Origin of the sequence: Parasphingorhabdus flavimaris (genome assembly GCF_013371215.1) — a bacterium.
Taxonomy (GTDB): Bacteria; Pseudomonadota; Alphaproteobacteria; order Sphingomonadales; family Sphingomonadaceae; genus Parasphingorhabdus; species Parasphingorhabdus flavimaris.
This window is the reverse complement of the sequence record NZ_JABWMH010000004.1, coordinates 149,948-170,435: the sequence shown is the minus strand read 5'-3', so window position 1 is coordinate 170,435 and position 20,488 is coordinate 149,948. Positions and strand designations below refer to the sequence as shown.

Annotated in this window: 20 protein-coding genes; 5 read left to right on the top strand and 15 right to left on the bottom strand. The window is 58.0% G+C overall.

The window, feature by feature from the left end; translation table 11 throughout:
• The first annotated feature begins 77 nt into the window (after window positions 1–77).
• A complete protein-coding gene (locus HUO14_RS13620) occupies window positions 78–1,718 on the top strand; it encodes an acyl-CoA synthetase (RefSeq protein ID WP_176280382.1) in 1,641 nt (546 codons plus the stop codon).
• 16 nt (window positions 1,719–1,734) lie between these two features.
• Window positions 1,735–2,643 carry a diacylglycerol/lipid kinase family protein gene (locus HUO14_RS13615; protein ID WP_176280381.1) on the top strand — a complete coding sequence of 303 codons (909 nt, stop codon included), beginning with the start codon at window positions 1,735–1,737 and terminating at the stop codon, window positions 2,641–2,643.
• An 11-nt stretch (window positions 2,644–2,654) separates the two neighbouring features.
• On the opposite strand, the gene HUO14_RS13610 is transcribed toward HUO14_RS13615, so the two are convergent.
• The 10 genes from HUO14_RS13610 to HUO14_RS13565 all read right to left on the bottom strand — a co-directional run bounded on the left by HUO14_RS13610 (window position 2,655) and on the right by HUO14_RS13565 (window position 14,163).
• Window positions 2,655–3,545, bottom strand: coding sequence for an alpha/beta fold hydrolase (locus tag HUO14_RS13610; protein WP_176280380.1), 891 nt, complete (start codon window positions 3,543–3,545; stop codon window positions 2,655–2,657).
• Between the two features lie 77 nt (window positions 3,546–3,622).
• Window positions 3,623–6,361 (bottom strand): carboxypeptidase-like regulatory domain-containing protein, encoded by a 2,739-nt coding sequence (locus HUO14_RS13605; RefSeq protein WP_176280379.1) that lies wholly within the window; start codon window positions 6,359–6,361, stop codon window positions 3,623–3,625.
• Between the two features lie 56 nt (window positions 6,362–6,417).
• A complete protein-coding gene (locus HUO14_RS13600; RefSeq protein WP_343046108.1) occupies window positions 6,418–7,134 on the bottom strand; it encodes a fimbrial biogenesis chaperone in 717 nt (238 codons plus the stop codon).
• 357 nt (window positions 7,135–7,491) lie between these two features.
• On the bottom strand, window positions 7,492–7,983 hold the full coding sequence (locus HUO14_RS13595; RefSeq protein WP_176280377.1) for a DUF4402 domain-containing protein: 492 nt from the start codon (window positions 7,981–7,983) through the stop codon (window positions 7,492–7,494).
• A gap of 264 nt (window positions 7,984–8,247) precedes the next feature.
• A complete protein-coding gene (locus HUO14_RS13590; protein WP_176280376.1) occupies window positions 8,248–9,213 on the bottom strand; it encodes a ParB/RepB/Spo0J family partition protein in 966 nt (321 codons plus the stop codon).
• Window positions 9,213–9,995 (bottom strand): ParA family protein, encoded by a 783-nt coding sequence (locus tag HUO14_RS13585; RefSeq protein WP_176280375.1) that lies wholly within the window; start codon window positions 9,993–9,995, stop codon window positions 9,213–9,215. Before HUO14_RS13585 ends, HUO14_RS13590 begins: the two co-directional genes overlap by 1 nt.
• Before the next feature lie 28 nt (window positions 9,996–10,023).
• Window positions 10,024–10,641 (bottom strand): 16S rRNA (guanine(527)-N(7))-methyltransferase RsmG, encoded by a 618-nt coding sequence (gene rsmG / locus HUO14_RS13580; protein ID WP_176280374.1) that lies wholly within the window; start codon window positions 10,639–10,641, stop codon window positions 10,024–10,026.
• Entirely contained in the window at window positions 10,638–12,503 is a 1,866-nt protein-coding gene (mnmG, locus tag HUO14_RS13575; protein WP_176280373.1) for a tRNA uridine-5-carboxymethylaminomethyl(34) synthesis enzyme MnmG, read from the bottom strand. The genes rsmG and mnmG overlap by 4 nt, the downstream gene beginning before the upstream one ends.
• 73 nt (window positions 12,504–12,576) lie before the next feature.
• Window positions 12,577–13,875 (bottom strand): tRNA uridine-5-carboxymethylaminomethyl(34) synthesis GTPase MnmE, encoded by a 1,299-nt coding sequence (gene mnmE, locus HUO14_RS13570; protein ID WP_176280372.1) that lies wholly within the window; start codon window positions 13,873–13,875, stop codon window positions 12,577–12,579.
• A 15-nt stretch (window positions 13,876–13,890) separates the two neighbouring features.
• Window positions 13,891–14,163: a DUF6489 family protein gene (locus HUO14_RS13565; RefSeq protein ID WP_067196713.1), complete on the bottom strand. Its 273-nt coding sequence runs from the start codon at window positions 14,161–14,163 to the stop codon at window positions 13,891–13,893.
• Between the two features lie 132 nt (window positions 14,164–14,295).
• Here HUO14_RS13565 and HUO14_RS13560 point away from each other — a divergent pair, with 132 nt between their 5' ends.
• Window positions 14,296–14,994 carry a dienelactone hydrolase family protein gene (locus HUO14_RS13560; protein ID WP_176280561.1) on the top strand — a complete coding sequence of 233 codons (699 nt, stop codon included), beginning with the start codon at window positions 14,296–14,298 and terminating at the stop codon, window positions 14,992–14,994.
• Window positions 14,991–15,392 (top strand): nuclear transport factor 2 family protein, encoded by a 402-nt coding sequence (locus HUO14_RS13555; protein WP_425500489.1) that lies wholly within the window; start codon window positions 14,991–14,993, stop codon window positions 15,390–15,392. Before HUO14_RS13560 ends, HUO14_RS13555 begins: the two co-directional genes overlap by 4 nt.
• A gap of 31 nt (window positions 15,393–15,423) precedes the next feature.
• Here the strand turns inward: HUO14_RS13555 and HUO14_RS13550 are convergent, their stop codons facing one another.
• The 5 genes from HUO14_RS13550 to hemE all read right to left on the bottom strand — a co-directional run bounded on the left by HUO14_RS13550 (window position 15,424) and on the right by hemE (window position 19,341).
• Window positions 15,424–16,152 carry a YjbE family putative metal transport protein gene (locus HUO14_RS13550; RefSeq protein ID WP_176280371.1) on the bottom strand — a complete coding sequence of 243 codons (729 nt, stop codon included), beginning with the start codon at window positions 16,150–16,152 and terminating at the stop codon, window positions 15,424–15,426.
• Window positions 16,145–16,444, bottom strand: a complete 300-nt coding sequence (locus tag HUO14_RS13545; protein ID WP_176280370.1) for an antibiotic biosynthesis monooxygenase — start codon at window positions 16,442–16,444, stop codon at window positions 16,145–16,147. Before HUO14_RS13545 ends, HUO14_RS13550 begins: the two co-directional genes overlap by 8 nt.
• Window positions 16,445–16,463: 19 nt before the next feature.
• Window positions 16,464–17,720, bottom strand: coding sequence for a transcription termination factor Rho (gene rho, locus HUO14_RS13540; RefSeq protein ID WP_176280369.1), 1,257 nt, complete (start codon window positions 17,718–17,720; stop codon window positions 16,464–16,466).
• Window positions 17,721–17,866: 146 nt separating this feature from the next.
• Window positions 17,867–18,310, bottom strand: coding sequence for a CopD family protein (locus tag HUO14_RS13535; RefSeq protein WP_176280368.1), 444 nt, complete (start codon window positions 18,308–18,310; stop codon window positions 17,867–17,869).
• On the bottom strand, window positions 18,307–19,341 hold the full coding sequence (hemE, locus tag HUO14_RS13530) for a uroporphyrinogen decarboxylase (protein WP_246255650.1): 1,035 nt from the start codon (window positions 19,339–19,341) through the stop codon (window positions 18,307–18,309). Before hemE ends, HUO14_RS13535 begins: the two co-directional genes overlap by 4 nt.
• A 301-nt stretch (window positions 19,342–19,642) precedes the next feature.
• Between hemE and HUO14_RS13525 the strand changes: the two genes are divergently transcribed.
• A complete protein-coding gene (locus HUO14_RS13525; protein WP_176280366.1) occupies window positions 19,643–20,488 on the top strand; it encodes a pyruvate, water dikinase regulatory protein in 846 nt (281 codons plus the stop codon).

Here is a 20,488-nt window from a genome sequence, read left to right as displayed (position 1 = left end):
TTGGTTACAAGTCCCGCCATCTGGTTGCGTAAAGCGACGATCTGGTTATTCTCGGGAAAAAATAAGGAGAGATTCGCATGACCTGGCAAATGGCCGATATCTGGGAAAATATTGCCGAGGCAATTCCCGACAAGCCTGCGATTGTCGATGGCGACAAGCGCTATAGCTGGTCGGAATATGCCGATCGTTCCGCCCGGATCGCGCAAGTGCTGACCGACCATGGCCTGAAGGCCGGCGCGAAGCTCGCAATCTATTCCTACAATAGCGCCGAATATTTGGAGACCCAGTTCGGCGCCTTCAAAGCCCGGATCACCCCCGTCAATGTCAACTACCGCTATCTCGAGGCGGAACTGACTCATGTCATCAACAACAGCGACAGCCAAGCCCTGGTCTATCAGGCCCAGTTTGCCCCGCGCGTTGCCGCGATCCGGGATCAGCTCGAACAGGTCAAATTGTTCCTCGAAATCGATGACGGCTCGGGCGAACATCTCGAGGGCGCTGTATCTTATGAAGATGCGCTGCGTGATACCGACCCGATGCCGGTGATCGAACGGTCCGATGACGATATTTATATGCTCTACACCGGTGGCACCACTGGCATGCCGAAGGGCGTGATGTATGATCACAAGACTTTTTCCCCTGCCCTGCTCGCCAAGGGGTTCGAGATGCGGATGATGGAACCGCCGACCGATTCCTCTGGCTTCGGCGCGCTGGTGCAGCAATTGCACACCGCAGGTGCGGTCTCGCGCTCCATTCCCGCCTGCCCGCTGATGCACGGCACCGGCATGTGGATCGGGGCAATGGTTCCGCACAGCCTCGGCGGCTGCGTGGTCCTGAGCGACAACAGCCATTTTGATCCGGTAGCGCTCTGGCAGCTGGCCGAAGAAGAGAAAGTGACCGACATCACCATCGTCGGCGATGTTTTTGCCAAGCCGATGCTGGCCGCTCTCGATGATGCTAAGGCGGCAGACCAAGCCTATGATTTGTCATCACTTTTGATGATGGGATCGTCGGGCGTGATGTGGTCGACCGAGGTCAAGCGCGGCCTTTTGGGCCATTTGCCGCATATGGCGATCGTCGACAGCATGGGCTCGACCGAAGGCAGCATGGGGGTGTCGATCACCACCGCGGAAAATATCGATATCGACCAGACCGCCAAGTTCGACATGAACCCGACGACCAAGGTACTGACCGAAGACGGCAAGCCGGTCGAGCCGGGTTCGGGCGAGATGGGCCTAATCTGCAACGGCGGGATGGTGCCGCTGGGCTATTACAAGGACGAAGCCAAAAGCGCCGCTACCTTCAAGACCTTCGACGGGGTGCGTTATTCCATTCCCGGCGATTTTGCGACGGTCGAGGCAGATGGGTCGATCACGCTGCTGGGCCGCGGCTCTGCCTGTATCAACAGCGGCGGCGAGAAGATTTTCCCCGAAGAGGTGGAGGAAGCACTCAAGACCCATGATTCGGTCTATGACTGTCTGGTGGTCGGCGTAGCCGACGATCGCTTTGGCCAGAAAGTCACCGCGATCCTGTCGGTGGTGCCGGGCGCCCGGTTCGACGAGGCCGAACTGAACGAATATGTTCGTTCCAAACTCGCCGCTTACAAGGCTCCGCGGGCGATCATCCTGGTCGATGAAGTCCCGCGCGCAGCCAATGGCAAGGCAGGCTATAAAGCAGCCAAGGAAATCGCATTGGAGCGATTGCAGGTGCCCGCATAATATCTATAGACAGACGATGATCGTCGAACTGATTCACAACCCGGCTTCGGGTACCTATAGCGAACACCGGCTGGACGCGCTGTCGCACGCGTTTCAGGCATGCGGAGCGCAGGTGCGGCTCGGCCGGACCGAAAGCGACGGGCTGTTCGATATTCTCCCCGATTGCGATCTCGTCTGCGTATCCGGCGGTGACGGCGCGTTGCGGCTGGTTGTCGCATCGATGGCCCGGACGAAAATATTGAAACCGCTCTGCGTCTTTCCCGCCGGCACCGTCAATCTGGTCGCCAGGGAACTCGGCTATTCCGATGACCCGGAGATATTTGCCCGCGAGGTGATGGCGGGATATCTCGACAAGGAAAAATCACGGCTGGCAGCGCCGATGGTAGCCTTCGATGGCCACCCATTTGTCGCCTGCCTTAGCGCCGGGCCGGATGGACAAGCGGTCGCCCGGCACGATCCTGCGCTGAAGAAACGCTTCGGCGGTGCTGCCTATGGCTGGGCACTGATCCGGCTGCTCGGCAACTGGCCGCAGTTCCGCTTTTCGCTGGCGCTGGATATGTCCGACGAAACCACCGATCACCTGAACTGCAGCGCCTTCTATGTGATCAAGGCGCGTCATTATGCTGGAAACTGGGTGTTGGCACCCGCCGCCAGATTGGGGTCACGACATTTCCACGTCCTATTGCTGACCCGGGCCCGGCGCCGCGACTTTTTGCGATTCATCACCCAGATTGCCCTGGGTCGCGATCCCGCACGACTCGATTTCGTCGAGTGCGTGCCGGCCTACCGGCTGACGATGATAGCGAAAGACGAAATCTCGCGATCGGCGGCGTTCCAGGCGGACGGCGACACGCTGGAGACCCAGCCGCACGAAATCCGGATGACCGGACAGACGGTTACTTACTGCCTGCCCCTAGCCGACTGAACACCGGTTGCTCATGCTGCCTTGCAGTGAGCCGTGATCAGATCCACCATTTTGGGCAATTTGCTCGGTGGCAAATCGTGACCCATGCCCTCGACCAGCTCAAAACTTGCGCCTTTGACATTGGCAGCGATATCCTGACCGCAGGCTGACGGGATGAGCGGATCTTCAGCGCCGTGAATGACCATCGTCGGGGCCGTGATCCGGTTGGCCGCAGGGCGTAGATTCCCGCTGTCGATGATCGCAGCCATCTGCCGTTTCGGACCAGCCGGATAAAAGGCCCGCTCCTGTGCAAGTTTCATCAATTCCCGCCGTTCGTCCGGCCGGTTGCGTCCTTCTTCCGACGCGATAAGCGAAGAAAAGGCCAGGCCCAGCTCCAGCGCCTCGTCCGGGGTCCGGGTTTTGGCGCGCGCCGTCTGCATCAGCACCTTGCGCACTTCCGCGTCGGCTCCCGGGAGGCCGGGGCCGTTGGTCGACGACATAACCGGAGTCAGGGAAAGCACGCGATCGGAATGCTCCGCCGCAATCAGCTGACCGATCATGCCGCCCATTGACGCACCGACAATATGCGCCCGGTCAATCTTCAGCGCATCGAGCACGCCAACCGCATCGCGGGCCATATCGCTCAAATTATAGGGTGCCATCTGCCGCTTGGGGAAAAAACGCTTGGCGATCATCTGGCGGAGCGGATGGGGCGGGCGTACGCCATCAAACTTGTAGCTGAGCCCGACATCACGGTTGTCGAACGTAATCACACGGAAGCCGTTTTTGACCAGACCGTTGACGAAATCCATCGGCCAGTAGACCAGCTGGGCGGTGTAGCCCATGACCAGAAGAATCGCAGGATCCTCTGGATTCCCGTGGTCTTCCGCTTCTATATTGATGCCATTGGCGATGATCTGCATGGATATTCCCTGACCTGTCCGAAAACAGAATCAGTAACAGAAAGCACAGCCGTTACAAGAACCGCAAACCTCTATGCCTAGGGCCGGTTTCCCGGTTCCGGCTGATCCACATCATTGGCCGCCATATTGGCATTGGACGTGACGGTGACCGTGCCCATGCGCGCCACCTGATTATCCTCGTCAACCACTACGCGAGTCAACAATGTGGTGGATACCTGGATAGCCTGCGCTGACAATTTGGCTATCCGGACGGCATAGCTGCCATAAGGAACCCCGTCGAACAGGAAGAAACCGTCAAATTCGGTCTGGGCTTCGCGAACCACACGACCTTCGACGTCGACCAGCTCCAGGCCAACGCCGGAAATGGTGCCGCCGCCCTTGCGGACCAACGTGCCCTCGACCTCGCCGGCGCTGACCAGCGGCAATTCCACCGTCACCGCGACCCCTGGCCGCGGCGTGATCACCACCCCTGGCAGGGCCGGCTGGACATAGGGATTGGCGAGACTGCTGCTGTCGATCCCGATCAGCACCGGTCGGAAAGGCTGCAAATTGTCGATAATCGCTCGCCCGTTGATATCGGTGGCGGTCAACGCCACCGACTGACCGGCGGTAAGCTCGACATTCTTTACCAGTGGCTCGTTTGACTGTCGGATACCGTCCCGGTTTTCGTCCCGATAGACAATCGCCATCGCCTGCCCGTTGTCGGCCAGCTTGTTGCTGGAGAAACGGAATTTGCCGTTTCGCGGATCGGGTCCCAGACTGAAAGCCAGATTGAGGCCGGCCGCCACCGAACCATCGGTTGCGGCCTCGGCGCTGGCGGTGAGCGAAAACTTGTCAAAACGGCGAATAATCCCGATTCCGGCTCGTCCACGGTCGAGACCGGCATCATAGCCAAGTTCCGCGCGCCAGTCCGAACGTTCCCCGGCACGCCATTCACCGGTGAAATTCACCCGTTCAAACCGTTTTTCCGGTGCCAGACGGTAAACCGCTTCTCCGCGCAGCCGGACCTTGCCGATCCGGCCATTGGCGAGCACCCGCGCGTCAAGCCGATCCGGCGGATCGGGTCCGACATCGCTGAAACGTTTCTCCCAGTTCAATTCCCCGGTTAGCGATAACCTGTTGAAATTAAGCGACATTCTACCAGTTACGTCGAGGCTGTCGCGGCCATCCGAGCGTGTCTCATATTGCGTATCGATGTGGAAGGGCACCGCGCGGCCACCAATCTTGAAACTGTGATCCACCGACAGGCTGTGGCGCGACTCGACATTTTCACCGATCTGATCCGAGACGAAATTGCCCCGTGCCCATAACGATTCGGCGGAAATATAGCTATTTCCGAGCTGACCGAGCAACTGGCCACGAAAGGCCGTTCCCTGATCGAGGTTCGAAGACGCCGAAAGCTCTAACAGCGCCGGTCCCACCGCTCGGCGCACCGATCCTTCCAGATAGTTATGGCGATTGCCGTCAATTTGCAGACTGAAAAGGGACGCTGCCACCGATGTCTTGGTGTTTATCCCCCGCTCGACACCAAATCCGCCGCGCCAGCCGGCCTGGCGGATCGGCACGAACGCGCCCAGCCGGATCAGGTCTTCGCCGGCTTCATTGATCCCCGCCCAATAATAGGTGTCTCGCGGTGGAATCGAGTCGAGCCCGACTGGAATGACTTTGGTGTCGCGCCGGACCTGGCCTTGTGGTCCGTACAGCACTATCTCGATGCGATTCTGTCCGTAGAGCAGCGGGACATCGAGAAATTCATAACGGCCGTCGGTGCGATTTTCGGCAAAGGCCAGCAATTGGCCGTTGCGATAAAGCTCTGCATCCCAGCCGCTCGGCAATTCGCCGCGGAAACTGGTACGATCAAAGCTGTCCGGGCGCTCGACCGGACGATTGGTCACCAATGCGCCGCGTCCCGCAACAGACTGCGATACCAGCGGCGTCGATATGGTCGACACATCGCCCAATGCGAAATGGGTGGCCTTCAATGGCCCGAGAAGTTTGCCCTTCGGATCGGTCCGGTAGGCCCGAAGCCGCAGATTTTCGGGAACGCCGCTGTTGTTTGAGGAAAGCCGGGCATCAAAGCTCGCCTTGCCGACCTCTCCGGATGCGTATAGTTCATAGCGCAGATCAAACTGCTGGCCCGAGCGCTTGTCTTTCAGGCCCCCGGCGGAAACCACCGCATCCACCGACGGAGTCCGCCAGAATCTATATGGCTCCGGGGATTGCGGCAGGGCGGACAGGTCAAAACTGTTGCGAGGACGGATTTTGGCGGCCTGTTCCTTGCGCTGGAGCGCCCGTTCGAAGGGCAGTTGAGTAGCAGACTCGATTGTCAGCAGCGCATTGGACAGATCGGGCTCGAGTTCGACATCAAGCCAGTCTGACAGGCTTTTCAAATCGACGCACCAGCCTTCCGGGACGTCGTGAATCTGCCCGGCCTGCAATTTTGCCTTCGTGTTCACCTTTTGTACTATGTTGCTGTCGCGGTCGATGGTCAGTGTCTGGGTCTCCGAGAAGATCCAGCCAGTTGCGCGGCGCGACTTCTTGTCGAGACGGAGTGGAATATCCATCGCCATGATCATATCGGCAAGGTCAACGCATATACCGGCATCGGTCTGGTAGCCCCTGACCCCGTCTCCAAGGCGATATTTGCCCGAACGAAGGTCAAACAACAGCGCATCGTCGTCGCTGGCGGTCCATTCGCTCGCCGCAAGGGCCGGCGGCGCCAGAAACAGCGAAGCCGCCGAGATCGCTGTGATCCCCGCGGCCTTGACCAGGGCATCAAAGCCCCGGCCGAGTATATTATGTCGCTGTCCCATCATTCACATCATGACTTAGTGGCGGCGTGAAGCCTACCTAAGCTACTGATATTAAATGCTTATCTAAGAACCATATCGGTTTTGGCGATCAGCCCGCCACCAGCATTGGCCGGCTCGTAATATTCGACCGACACATTGCCCTTGAGCTGCGCAGCCACTTCTGGCGGCACCGGCAAGACGACTTTGCGTTGATTCACCTCGGGATAGACCGCTATGCCGCGCGCAACCATCACCGGTTCGCTCAGTCCAGGCTTGATAACGCGGATCTCTCCATAAATGGACCGGTCTCCCGATCGATTGAGGTCGAAAGTCAACGCTTCACCATCCGTTTTCTTTTCTAAACGGCCATTGGCAATGGCCGCAGTTGCCTCCAAATTTCCCTGGCGGATGATGACTGGGATGGTCACTCCGTAAATTGGGGTCAGCGCGATAGAGAAGCCTCCCTCGGGAATATTCTGCTCGGTTACCGACCTGGCAGCAGGAATCGCCCGAAACAAAAGATGTGCCCGATATTCCCCGTCAGGAAGCCCTTCGGGGGCCCGCACACCCAGGCGGATCGCTTGTGGCTGGTTGGGCGGCAGGGTCACTCGACGCGGCGCATAGCGGATCATCGCCTTGGCGGCCTGCTCGATTTCATTTTCCTGTTCTTCGCTGACATCTTCCAGATTTCCCTCTGCTGTCATCCGACGAAGCTCGAGCGAAATACGATAAGTAGCTGTTTCCGAACCAATGTTATTCAGTATCACTTCGGTTCCACGCTGGCCGTCGATGACCACCCGGGTCGGAGCTACCAGTAGATCACCAGCCGCCTGCACTGGCGTAAGGGGCAATGCAATTGCTGATGCCAGGGCGCCCAGCCCGATGCAGGTTTTCCGCAACAATTTGAATCTCTGGATGATCATGATTTTCTCCGGTTTTACTGGTCATTCGGAGAGGCTGGTCTAAGGCCTGTCCCCACGCAGCCCTTATGGCCAAATAGGGTTACCAAAGCGCTAACCACAGTCGGTTTTTGGCGGACATTGCTGCGAGACGGACAGACCATGCTCCACAGAAAAGCCCGCTCGCAACCAGTGTCGCGAACGGGCTCCTTTGTTGGCTAGATCACCGGCCCCAGTGGACCGATGGTCCGGTTTTTAGTTGTAGTTTACGGTAACATTGAAGGTACCGACATAAGCGCCGTCAGCTTGGTTTGCGCCCACGTTGAGCAATCCACCGACGTTGAAAGATCCTACGCCACCGGTCAATGTCATGGTCGAAACGCTGGACACGATGTTGGCGGTCATGCTGTTCGTTCCGCTGTTCAGTGTAACACTGGGGTCCGAGGCAACGCTGACGGTTTCGCCATCGGTTCCGGTTACATCAAAACCCGCTGCGGAAAAGGCGCCCGAGCAAACGATGCCAGCACCACAAGAGCGGCCGCCACCGCTGACGGAAACCGTAGAAGCAGCTGCACCGCTCACGATCGTACCGAAGTCGAGGTCGCTGCCGTCAGAAGTAACGGTGACCTGCTGCAGGATGTTTGCGCGCGCATCAGCCGAAGCGGTTGCAGCATTTGCAGCATTGGCGCCCATGACAGAAGCCGCAAGCACGGAAGAAGCCAAAGCGGCTTTGATAAATTTAGACATAAGTTCTGGTCCCTATTTTTTTCAACATTGAAAGAGCACTTGCGGTGCGATCCCGTCAAACCCACTGACCGGAACGTCGCCAGAGCCAACATTCAAGTTCGCTTATCCAAGGGAAAGGATAAAACTTTGCTGTCAGCCATGGTTAATTTTTGACTAACCTTCTAACATGTTGATATAATACGGTATTTTGAGAATATCGGAATCAGGATTGCGGGCATTCCGTCCCCGCTCGCAGAGCAATGGCGACAAGATTATAGCCAGATCCTAGATATGCTCCCCGGTCAGCCGCTGGCAAATCAGATCGAGCTGGTCGAGATTCGCATATTCGATCGACATCGCTCCGCCCTGCCCGTTCGACTGGATATTCACTTTCAAACCAAGCAGATCACCGAGATGCGTTTCCAGCGCCTGGATGTCGGCGTCGGTCTCCGACATCAAAGCCTGTTTTTTCGCCGATACGGGCTTGTCCCCCGCCAGCGCTTTGCGAACCATCCGCTCGACGTCCCGGACCGACATGCCCTGTTTGACGATTTGCGGTGCCAGTTCGTCGGCATTGGGTGCATTGATCAGCGCACGCGCGTGGCCCATCGTCAGTTTCTCGTCGACCACAAGCGTCTTCACGCTGTCCGGCAGTTCGAGCAAGCGCATGAGATTGGCAATATGGCTCCGCGATTTGCCGACAACCTCGGCCAGGCGCGACTGGCTATGCCCGAAATCCTGACTCAGCTTTGCATAAGCCTCCGCCTCTTCGATGGCGTTGAGGTCCTTCCGCTGGACATTCTCGACGATCGCGATTTCCAGGGTTTCTTCATCGCTGAGATTGCGCACCACGGCGGGAATCTGATGCAAACGCGCGCGTTGTGCGGCTCTCCAGCGCCGCTCGCCGGCAACAATCTGGAAGTTCTTGCCATGCGGGCGCACGACAATCGGCTGAATCACGCCACGCTGACGCATGCTGTCGGCCAGCTCGTCGAGCGCGTCGGTATTGAAGGTCTGACGCGGTTGATCGGGATTGGGCCGGATGTCGGACACGGCGATCGAACGCAATCCGTCGATCACGGTGCCGGTGACCTGTTCCGCTCCGTCGCTGTCACCGCCGGACTGCGCGGACGTGTTGATCGGTTCTTCCCGCTGGATATCCCCGAACAGGCTGTTGAGTCCCCTGCCCAGGCCAGTGGCCCGCTTTGGTGCTTTCCTGCTGGTGTCTTCCTGCACGTTATCCTCTGCCATTATGCGGCTACCTTTCTGTCCGGCAAGCGTCCGATCAGTTCGCGCGCGAGGTCGATATAGGCAACCGACCCGCTGCAGCGATAATCATAGATCAAAGCAGGCAGACCGTGGCTTGGCGCCTCGGAAAGGCGAACATTGCGGGGGATAACGGTGTCGAACACGACATCGCCAAGGCAGGCGCGAACATCGTCCGACACCTGTTCGGTCAGCTTGTTGCGCCGGTCATACATTGTCAGGACAACGCCCATCACCGAAAGCTGACGATTGAACCGGGCGCGAATCCGTTCCACAGTCTGCAACAGCTGGCTCAGCCCCTCGAGCGCGAAAAACTCGCATTGCAGCGGAACCATGAGCGATTCGACGGCGACCATCGCGTTGAGCGTGAGCAGGCCGAGCGACGGCGGGCAATCGATCAGGCAGATATCCCAGCGACCATTGTCGGCGCTGTCCAACGCCTTTTTCAGACGATGGGTCCGCTCCTCGAAACCGACCAGCTCGACTTCGGCGCCGGAAAGATCAACGGTCGCCGGCACGATTTCGAGACCGGGTACTTTGGTCTGGTTGATACAATCCGCCAGTGGCACGTCGTTGATCAGCAAATCATAGCTGCTGTTAACCCGGTCGCCCTGCGTCAAGCCGAGGCCGGTCGAGGCATTGCCTTGCGGATCGAGATCGATCAACAGCACTTTCCAGCCGGTGGCGGCCAGCGCTGTCGCCATGTTAATTGCTGTTGTTGTCTTGCCTACGCCGCCTTTTTGATTGGCAATTGCGATACGAACCATGGTCTGTTCAGCCCTATAAAATAGGTTTCTAGCCCTTTCCCACCAAGATTCCGGCGTTCGGATCGGTCAAACTATGTTCCACGTGGAACATTTTTTGCCGTTTTGGCGACAGGCCTTTAAGTTCTCTTACCGCATTTTTTCCTTTAGGTAAGAGCCAAACCGTATTTTCTGTGGAAAAACGGTGTGAAAGTGCGATGAGCCGTTCCAAGGGAGCAAATGCACGGGCGCTAATTACATCTGCGGGAAAGCTCTCGACATTCTCGAGCCGGTCACCAATCACATTTGCATGATCCCCAATGCCGGTCTGGTCGACCACATGGGACAGAAACTCGACCCGCCGCTTGCGCGATTCAACCATATGAACATGATAAGGCGTCAGGATCGCGATGATGATTCCCGGAAAGCCCGCGCCGGTACCGAGGTCCAGCCAGGTCTGCCCGGTCTCGGGTGCTGGCGCGTAGCGCAGCAACTGCGCACTGTCGACGATATGACGGGCCCACAGGCTGTCGGCACTGGCCTGGGATATCAGGTTCTGGCGCTGCATCTCATCGCGAAGCAAGGCAATAAACGTTTCCAGCCTCTGCCATGTTTCACGTGAAACATCATATTCTGCGTGAAGCCAGGCTTGCGCTTCCTCTTCCGTCATGCAGCAATATTCCTTGAATCCCGACGACGGGCGTGAACAAGAATAGCCGCAAGGGCAGCAGGCGTGATGCCCCTGATCCGTGAAGCGGCGGCGAGGGATTCGGGCTGCGCCGTTGCCAGCCGCTCTACCATCTCGTTGGAAAGTCCGGCGATAGCAGCATATTCCATATCGTCGCCAAGCCTGATCATCTCGTTGGCACGAAGGTCGCGCAATTCGGATTCCTGTCGCTCGAGATAAGGCGCGTAGCGCGCGTCTTCTTCAATCTCCGCCAACAGGTCGGGCTCGGCAGATGACAAACATGCTTCCAATCCTTCCAGTGAAGCAAGCTCGATATTCGGAAAGCGCAGCCACTGGAACAGACTCTGCTTGGTTCCGTCGCGGCGCACATTGATCCCCAGCTTCACCAGATCCTCGCTGGAATAGACAGCTTCAAGAACCTTGGAAATATCGTCCCGCGCCTGTTGGCGATCACCAAACCAGTCGGCCCGCTCCCCGGCAACACAGCCAAGGGCCAGGGCAATCGGCGTCAGTCGGGTGGAGGCATTGTCCGCCCGCAACCGCAACCGATATTCGGCACGGGCGGTCAACATGCGATAGGGTTCGGTCACGCCCTGCAAAACCAGATCATCGATCATCACCGCCATATAGCTGGTGCCCCGATCGAGCGCCGGCGCGTCCTTGCCCTGGACAAGGCAAGCCGCGCCGATACCGGCGATCAGGCCCTGCGCCGCAGCCTCTTCGTAACCAGTGGTCCCGTTAATCTGTCCGGCACAATAGAGGCCTTCCAGATCACGAACCTTGAGCGACCGATCTAGCGCCCGCGGATCGATATGATCATATTCCACCGCATAGCCGGGAACGACGATTTCGGCCTTCTCGAGACCATCCATACTGCGCACGAAGGCGAGTTGAACATCGGCGGGCAATGAGGTGCTGATCCCGTTCGGATAAACGAGATTGGTATCGAGGCCTTCGGGTTCGAGAAACACCTGGTGCGAGTCACGATCGGAAAAGCGGTGAATCTTGTCCTCGATCGACGGGCAATAGCGTGGCCCCTGCGCATCGATCGCGCCACTGAACAATGGCGAGCGATCGAGCGACCCGCGAATGATTTCGTGAGTCCCGGCATTGGTCCGGCTGACCGCACAAAATGTCTGCGCGACCGTCCGTCCCTTTGACAGCGGCGACATCGTCCATCCGTCGTCGTCGGAGGGTTGCTCGGGCAGCGCCGCCCAGTCGATCGTCCGGCCATCAATGCGTGGCGGGGTCCCGGTTTTCAAACGGGCAATCGGCAGTCCCGCATCCCGGATCTGTTGACCCAGCGACACCGAAGCAGCCTCGCCGGTCCGGCCGCCCTCCAGTCTTTCCTCGCCACGGAACAGTTTCCCGTTGAGGAATGTGCCGGTCGCGAGGATGACGGCCTGCGCCTCGATTGTTGATCCATCCGCCATGACGATTCCGCTGACCCGTGATTCCGTCATGACCAGACTGGCGACTTCGCCCTCGATAATCGTCAAATCGTCCTGCGCGTCGAGCATCCGGTGGATCGCCGCCTTGTAGAGTTTGCGGTCGGCCTGGACCCTCGGCCCCTGCACCGCGGTGCCCTTGGAGAGATTGAGCATCCGATAGTGGATCGCTGCAGCATCGGCAGCCCGGCCGATCAGCCCGTCAAACGCGTCAACTTCGCGGACAAGATGGCCCTTGCCGAGACCACCGATGGCCGGGTTGCACGACATCGCCCCGATGCTGTCGCGGGTGAAACTGACCAGCGCGGTCGATACGCCCATGCGCGCGGCAACAGCCGCTGCTTCGCAACCGGCATGGCCTCCGCCCACCACGATGATGTCAAATATTCGGTTCATGGCGCAGCCCATAGCCCAAGCCGGTTTGCAGGTCAAAATCTACCGGTTATGGCCACTGTTCCACGTGGAACAATCATTTGCCGATACAGAATTTTCCGAACAGGCCGTCGAGCATATCTTCGGTGCTCGCCTTGCCGGTGATCTCGTCCAGCGCCTTGCGCGCCATGCGAAGATGTTCGGCGACAATCAGATAATCCGTCTCGTCGATAACCGCCGACAGAACATCCCGGGCGGTGGATAGCAGTCCGGCCTGACGCGCGTTGACGCTGACCTGGTCACCATCGGGGAGAATGTCTTTCGCCCGGACGATCAGTTGATCGACCAGAGCGTCCATCCCCCGACCGCTGACCGGCGACAGGGTGAAGGCGGCGCTTGCTTTCGGCTGGTGATCCGGATGGTCGCAGCGGGAACTGATCTCGATGAGATTGTCCTGCGCCGGTCCCTGCCCCTCCTCGCCCAGCCACAATATTATATCGGCGGCAGAAAATTGCTGGCGTGCCCGGTCGATGCCGATTTGCTCGATCGTCTCCGCTCCGCTATCGCGAACGCCGGCGGTATCGATGAAGAGAAACGGAATGCCGCCCAGTGCGACCGGCACCTCGATCACGTCCCGCGTCGTTCCGGCGATATCCGACACGATGGCCGCTTCGCGCTCGACCAGGGCGTTGAGCAATGTCGACTTCCCGCTATTGGGCGGTCCGCCGAGGACCACCCTGATCCCGTCGCGCAACTTTTCAGCGCGCGGCCGTTCCAGAAGATTGCCCATATCATCGACCAACGGGCGGACGCTGTTCTGGATCCCCGCAACCTGCTCGGGCGCAACATCATCCTCGTCGGAAAAGTCCAGCTCGGCTTCAACCCGCGCCGACAGCGCCAGTATCTGCTGCTGCCAGTCATCAATCTTGCGCGACAAGGCACCACCGGCATTGCGGACCGCTGCCTTGCGCTGCAACTCGGTTTCGGCGAAGAGAAGATCGGACAGACCTTCAGCCTCCGCCAGATCCATTTTGCCATGGGTGAAAGCGCGGCGAGTGAATTCGCCCGGCTCCGCTCTGCGCAGGCCATCAATCTGTTCAAGCGCCGCTTCGATCGCCCGGATAACCGCGCGGCCACCATGGCAGTGAATCTCCGCCAGATCTTCACCTGTCGCGCTGTTCGGCCCCGGAAACCACAGGCATAAAGCCGAATCCAGCAGCTCCCCGTTAACCATATTGGTGATATTATACAGGCCTGCAACCCGCGGTTTTGGTAAATGTTCGGTGAGCGCTTCGAGCGCCTGCCCGGCCCGCGGCCCGCTGATCCGCAGGATTCCTATCGCCGCCGGCGGTTGTCCGCTGGACAATGCGAAAATTGTATCATCAGCGGACAACATGTCTGAAAGCGGCAGCTAGTCGTTCTTTTTCTTGGTCGATGAAGATTTGCCGCCACCCGATGCGGCACCCATGGCACCGGTCAGGAAGGAGGAAAACATCTTCAGACCCGCTTCTCCCATCGGCGCGATGATCTTGGTGAAATTCTGCAATTGCTCGACCGAATTTGCACCCTGCAGGAATTTCGACATTTCCTGGACATAGCTTTCGTTGAGTTTCGCGACGTCGGGCAAGCCGATCAGGCGGCGCGCCTCTTCCGGTGTGCAATCCAGTTCAACGCTGACTTTCATTATATATTCCTCTTTTTGGCCGTCGCGACGAAGTTCCCCCTCCATGCAACAGGTTGATGTTCGACCTTGCCTGCCACCGATATGGGGATATTGTGGTCAAAGAATCAAGACATGATGCAAAGGAACGACAAGATGGGTGCAATCGAACAGGTAAAAACATTGAGCGGAGACGCCGAAATTCCCTGCTACATGGCACGACCTCAGGGTGAGATCAGCGCAGCGATCATCGTCATTCAGGAGATTTTCGGCGTCAATGAAGGGATCAGGGCGAAATGCGACCACTGGGCCAGCAAGGGCTATCTCGCCATCGCTCCCGACCTGTTCTGGCGGATCAACGAAGGCACCGATCTCGACGCCGATGTCGAGGCTGAATTCCAGCAGGCGCTCGATCTGATGGGCAAATTCAACCAGGATCAGGGCATTCGCGACATCGAAGCGGTCATCCATTTTGCTCAGAACAGCATCGGCAGCCACAAGATCGGCTGCGTCGGTTACTGCCTCGGCGGCCGTCTGGCCTTCATGACCGCCTGCCGCACCGATATCCGCGCCTCGGTCGGATATTACGGCGTCGGTATCGACGGCCTGCTCGGCGAGAAGCACGCGATTGCGCATGAAGTGATGCTGCACATTCCCACCGCCGACGGATTTGTGCCCGCCGATGCACAAGCCGCAATGCACGCCGGACTGGATGACCATCCGAAAGTGACCCTGCACGATTATGACGGTCTCGATCACGGATTTGCCGCCGAGTTCGGAGACCGCCGCGACGACGTTGCCGCAACGCTCGCCGACAGCCGCACCGAAGCCTTTTTCAAGGAACATCTGGCATGAGCACCCGTGACAATCTGAAAGTCTGGCATGACCGGATGGAGAACAAAAGCCCGGGAGAGCTCAGCGCGCAGATCGCCGATGATGCCGTGTTCCACTCCCCGGTCGTCCACACCCCGCAAGCCGGCAAACCATTGGTCATGGCCTATTTGTCGGCGGCGGATAATGTCCTCGGCAATGACAGCTTCCGCTACGTCCGCGAAATCGTCGACGAAAGCGTCAATATGGCGATGCTCGAGTTCACGCTCGAGCTCGACGGCATCCAGGTCAATGGCGTCGATATCATCAGCTGGAATGACGAAGGCAAGATCCAGGATTTCAAGGTCATGGTCCGGCCGCTCAAGGCGATCAACAAGGTCTGGGAAGAAATGGGCAAGATGCTGGAGACGATGAAGGGCTAGGCCGCCTCATTCATTTGCCGCATCTTTTCCATTAACCGAACAGCGTCAGCACACCGATCGTCTGCTCGTCACCCATCAGCCCGGAATAGATCATCTTGCCGGCGACATAGACGATCACCGCCAGCCCCAGATAGGCAATCCATTTGTAGCGCTCGATATATTTGGCGATGACATTGGCCGCCAGCCCCATCAGAGCCACCGAAAGCACCAGACCGATCACCAGAATGCCGGGATGTTCGCGGGCAGCACCGGCGACGCCGAGCACATTGTCGAGACTCATCGAAACGTCGGCCGCCATCACCGCCCAGGCTGCCGCCCAGAAGGTCTTGCCCGACTTGACGCCGCTATGTTCGTCGCCCTCGATTTCGGGTGAACCGGCGGATTCCCCTTCGTGGAAAATCTCGCGGTAGAAATTCCATGCGACCCAGAGCAACAGAAGGCCGCCAGCCAGCACCAGACCGACGATCTGCAGCAGCTGCACCACGATCAGCGCGAATAATATGCGCAGCACCAGAGCCGCCCCGATGCCGATCAGGATGACCTTGCGCCGTTGTTCAGCCGGCAAACCGCCTGCCAGTGCGCCGACGACGATCGCATTGTCGGCGGCGAAAACCAGATCGATCAGGATGACCTGACCAAAAGCCGCCATCGCCTCGGGTGTTCCGATCTTCGAGAAATCGGTAAGGATTGCTTGCCAGATGTCTGCAGGCGAACCGAGGCCAGCGGCGGCGGCGGAAAAGATGGAAATCAGGTCAATCATCGAAAATACTCGCTCCGTAATAAGCTATCTCGGGCATCGGGTCGTAAAAAGCGTGGAGCAATGCGCGCCAGCGCTGATAATCTGCGGACCGGCGAAATCCGTCGCGATGCGATTCCATCCGGTCCCATGTCACCAACAACAAATATCGCTCCGGGTTCCCTGAATGCGGTCGAACGTCGATCGAATGGAAACCCGGCTGCCGCGCAATCAGCGGTCTGGCCTGCGCCATCGCCGCTTCAAAGGCTTCTGATTGCCCCGGTCGAACCTGCAATAAGGCATGTTCCAAAATCACCGGAGCAATGCAGTCGTTTCTACTGGTTCATACTGTCGAAGAAATCATCGTTGGACTTGCTGTCCTTCATCTTGTCGAGCAGGAATTCCATCGCGTCGATCGTCCCCATCTGCATGAGAATACGGCGCAACACCCACATTTTCTTGAGTTTCTCGTCCTCGACCAGCAGCTCTTCCTTGCGGGTTCCGGACTTGCCGACATCGAGCGCCGGGAAGATACGCTTGTCAGAGACCTTTCGATCAAGCACGATTTCAGAGTTGCCGGTGCCCTTGAATTCTTCAAAGATGACTTCGTCCATCCGGCTCCCGGTATCGATCAGCGCGGTGGCAATGATCGACAGCGAACCGCCTTCCTCGATATTACGGGCAGCACCGAAAAAGCGCTTCGGACGCTGCAGTGCGTTGGCATCCACACCACCGGTCAGCACCTTGCCCGAGCTCGGCACCACGGTGTTATAGGCACGGCCAAGACGGGTGATGGAATCGAGCAGGATGACAACATCATGCTTGTGCTCGACCAGGCGCTTGGCCTTTTCGATTACCATTTCGGCAACTTGGACGTGGCGGGTCGCCGGCTCGTCAAAGGTCGAGCTGATCACTTCGCCCTTCACCGAACGCTGCATGTCGGTCACTTCTTCCGGCCGTTCGTCGATCAGCAACACCAGCAGATAGACTTCCGGATGATTGTCGGTGATCGCCTTGGCGATATTCTGCAGCAGCACGGTCTTACCGGTCCGGGGCGGCGCCACGATCAGCGCGCGCTGGCCCTTGCCCTGCGGCGAAATGATATCGATCACCCGGGCGGACTTGTCCTTGTCGGTCGGATCGAGACTGTCCAGCTTGAGCTTCTCGTCGGGATAGAGCGGGGTCAGATTGTCGAAATTCACCCGGTGGCGCACAGCATCCGGATCATCGAAATTGATTGCGGTCAGCTTGGTCAGGGCAAAATAGCGCTCGCCATCGCGGGGTGCGCGGATTTCGCCTTCGACCGTATCGCCGGTGCGCAGACCGAATTTGCGGACCTGGTTGGGAGAGACGTAAATGTCGTCGGGACCGGCAAGATAATTGGCTTCCGGCGAACGCAAGAAACCAAATCCGTCGGGCAGCACTTCGATCGTTCCAAGCCCCATGATCAGTTCGTCCTGATCCGCGAGCTCTTTCAAAATCGCGAACATCAGATCCTGCTTGCGCAGGGTCGACGCGGTTTCAACGCCTAGTTCTTCGGCCATCGAGACGAGGCCGGCGGGGGATTTTTCTTTTAGTTCTTTTAAATGCATGGAGGTTTATCCAGATAAATTGGGGAAGCTATTTTTATTTTGCATGTGTGCAGCTGGTGGCTGTCGACGATGTACATGAAAATTTCGCCCGGACGGGCTTTGACGCCTGATTACGCCTTTGTTATTTCTGTGTCAACTGAGCCCGGTCAGAACGGCTTGATAATCACCAGTATCACGATGACAGCAGCCGCAATGCCGGGTACTTCATTGACCAGCCGCAATTTCCTGTCGGTCATCGTCCGTTCGCCGCGCGACAGTTTTTTGGAATAGGCGATCATCCAGCCGTGATAGCCGGATAGCGCCAGCACCATCAGCAATTTGGCATGAAACCAGCCCTGGCTGAACGCGCCGATATCATAGGCGAGCGCCAGTCCGACCACCCAGACGATGACCAGCGACGGATTCAGGATGATCTTGCGAAGCTTGCCCTCGCGCTCGATCCATTTGGCATCTTCGTCGGAGCCAACGGGGGATTCCTGATGATAGACGAAGAAGCGCGGCATCATGAACAAGCCCGCCATCCAGAAGATGACGAAGATGAGATGGGCTGATTTCAACCAGAGATAGAGCATGGACAGAATTTCATTCATTGCCTGACAAGTGTAAGCAGCTTTTCAACATGTTCAATGGGCGTATCGGGTAAAATACCGTGGCCGAGATTGAAGATATGCGGGCGGTCTTCAAAGACTTGCAGGATATGCCGGACCGATTGTTCCAGCGCTTCGCCGCCGGCGATCAGCGCCAGCGGATCGAGATTGCCCTGCAGCGGCAGATCGACCGGCAGGTTTTCATGGGCCCAGACCGGATCGACCGTTTCATCCAGGCCAATTGCATCGGCACCGGTTTCATTGGCATAAGCGACCAGTTTCGCGCCGGCCCCCTTGGGAAAACCGATGATCGGCAGATCGGGATGAACCGCTTTCAGCCGTGCTATGATCTCTGCATTGGGCGCAATTACCCATTTTTCAAACTGCGCCGGTGACAGCGATCCGGCCCAGCTGTCGAACAGCTGCACCGCATCAACGCCGGCCTCGATCTGGCCGAGCAGATATTCGACGGTATTTTCGATGATCGCGTTGATCAGTTCGGCGAAAGCCGCTTCGTTCTGATAGGCAAAACGCCGGGCGACACCCTGATCCTTGCTGCCCTGGCCGTGGAGCATGTAAGTCGCGACCGTCCAGGGGCTGCCGGCAAAGCCCATGAAGGTCGTTTTGTCGTCGAGCCGTTCGGAGACCCGGCGCACGGTGGCGTATATGGCTTTAAAATGCTCGGGAGCACCCTCTAGAGACGACAAAGCGGCATCGACCAGCCTTGGTGCCAGCCGGGGTCCCTCTCCGGTCTCAAACCACAATTTCTGGCCCATCGCGTGCGGGACGATCAAAATGTCGGAAAACAGGATCGCGCCGTCAAAGCCAAACCGCTTGATCGGCTGCAATGTGACCTCGGCGGCCGCTTCGGCATCATAGCAAAGCTCGAGAAATCCGCCCTTTTGCGCGCGCAATTCGCGATATTCCGGCAAATAGCGCCCTGCCTGGCGCATGAGCCAGACCGGCGTTTGATCGGTCTTCCTGCCGAGCAATGTCTGAAGAAGAATTTTTTGAGAGTCGGTTCCGTTCGGCATAGAAAGACGGTCATCCATTATATTATATAAGTATTTAATTTAAAATTGTTGTTGATGATGGGGCGTGGAAAAGGCGGTAACCCGCCAGCGCCGCAAATACAAACAGATTGACAGGCGGGGCTTAATGAAAATTTAACCGATTCCGAATTTCGATCCCCGCTATCCACAGACTGTGGATGGAATCTGTCAATGTTGGCCTGCTGTGGATAGATTGGCGGGAGTCGGGGATGAATATGGTCGAACCACTTATCCCCAACTTCATCCCTTGCTTTATCCCCCGTGAAATCACAAAGCTTAGGCCATGAACAGGCTCCACCTCCATCTGCTTTCGGATTCCACCGGCGAGACACTGGAAAATATCGCCAAGGCAGCGCTTGCCCAGTTTGATGGCGTCGAGATCATCAAGCATTTCTGGCCCATGGTCCGTTCGGAGAAGCATCTCAACCGGATATTGGCCGAGGTCGCGAATAATCCCGGACTGGTCATCTTCACCATCGTTAACCGCGATATCAGGGCCAAGCTCGAACGCGAATGCCGGCACCTGGGCCTGCCATCGGTTCCTGCGCTGGACACGGTGACCGATGCCTTGTCCAATATGCTGGGACAGGAAGCCAAGGCGCGGCCCGGCCGCCAGCATGTTCTGGACGCTGCCTATTTTGCCCGGGTCGAGGCGATCCAGTTCACCATCGCGCATGATGACGGCATTGGCTGGGAAAATTGGGAAGAGGCGGATATCGTGCTCGCCGGTGTTTCCCGGACCTCGAAAACCCCGACATCCATCTATCTTGCCAATCGCGGGTTCAAGACCGCCAATATTCCGATCGTGCCGGAATCGCCGCCTCCCGATGCCCTGTTTCATTTGAAGAATCCGCTGGTCGTCGGGCTGATCACCGGTGCGTCGCGTCTGGTCCAGGTGCGCCGCAACCGCCTGCTGTCGCTCAACCAGGCCCCGGAAACCGACTATGTCAACGAAGAGAAGGTCAAGGCCGAGACGCTCTATGCCCAGCGGATGTTTGCCGATAACGGCTGGTCGATGATCGATGTGACCCGCCGTTCGATCGAGGAATCGGCCGCGGCGATTATCAATCTCTACAACGAGCGCCATGTTGCCGCCGAAGACAGCAAGAAAGTCGTTCCAAGTGAATGA